1 pseudogene is annotated in these 506 nt (G+C 33.8%); it reads left to right on the top strand.

Going from position 1 to position 506, the window contains the following annotated elements:
• Window positions 1-387, top strand: a pseudogene (locus tag ABN217_RS20530) (TonB-dependent receptor plug domain-containing protein); the annotation flags it as partial.
• Window positions 388-506 lie beyond the last annotated feature (119 nt).

Below are 506 nucleotides of genomic sequence, written 5' to 3'. Positions count from 1 at the left end.
ACGCTATTCGGTGATTTTGTCGAAAATAAAAGTAAAAGAAAGCTATTTATTGCCGGTAATTATTTACCAAACTTACCTAACGAAAAACATGGTGTCAGTATTAATTACCAACACGGTGAATTAACCGCATTTAGTAGCGCTACTTACTATAAAAAACAAAAAGAAAGTGGCGGATTAATGTATGGTGGAGATATTACTTTTCCTTCCTATACTTTAGTCGATGCAGGTATAGGTAAAAAATATCATTTAGATAAACTTGATGTTTCTGTCGATTTTATGATTAATAACCTCACCGATACTGAAGCAAGACCGGCTTCTTCTCAACTAAAATATTTAGCTCCTTTACCGGGTCGAAATTATGGGGTCAATGTCAAAATTGATTTCTAAAATATTTTAATTTAACAATGCATTTAAATAAGCGAGGCACCCAATGGGTGCCTCTTTTTTATGATTATAATACTACGACATTTTCCCCTGGTGTGACATCCTGGTGTGAATGTTTGATG

This window comes from Proteus sp. fly-1067, from assembly GCF_040139345.1.
Lineage (GTDB): Bacteria > Pseudomonadota > Gammaproteobacteria > Enterobacterales > Enterobacteriaceae > Proteus > Proteus vulgaris_B.
Note: the sequence above shows the minus strand (reverse complement) of the source record. Positions and strands in the feature narration are given on the sequence as shown.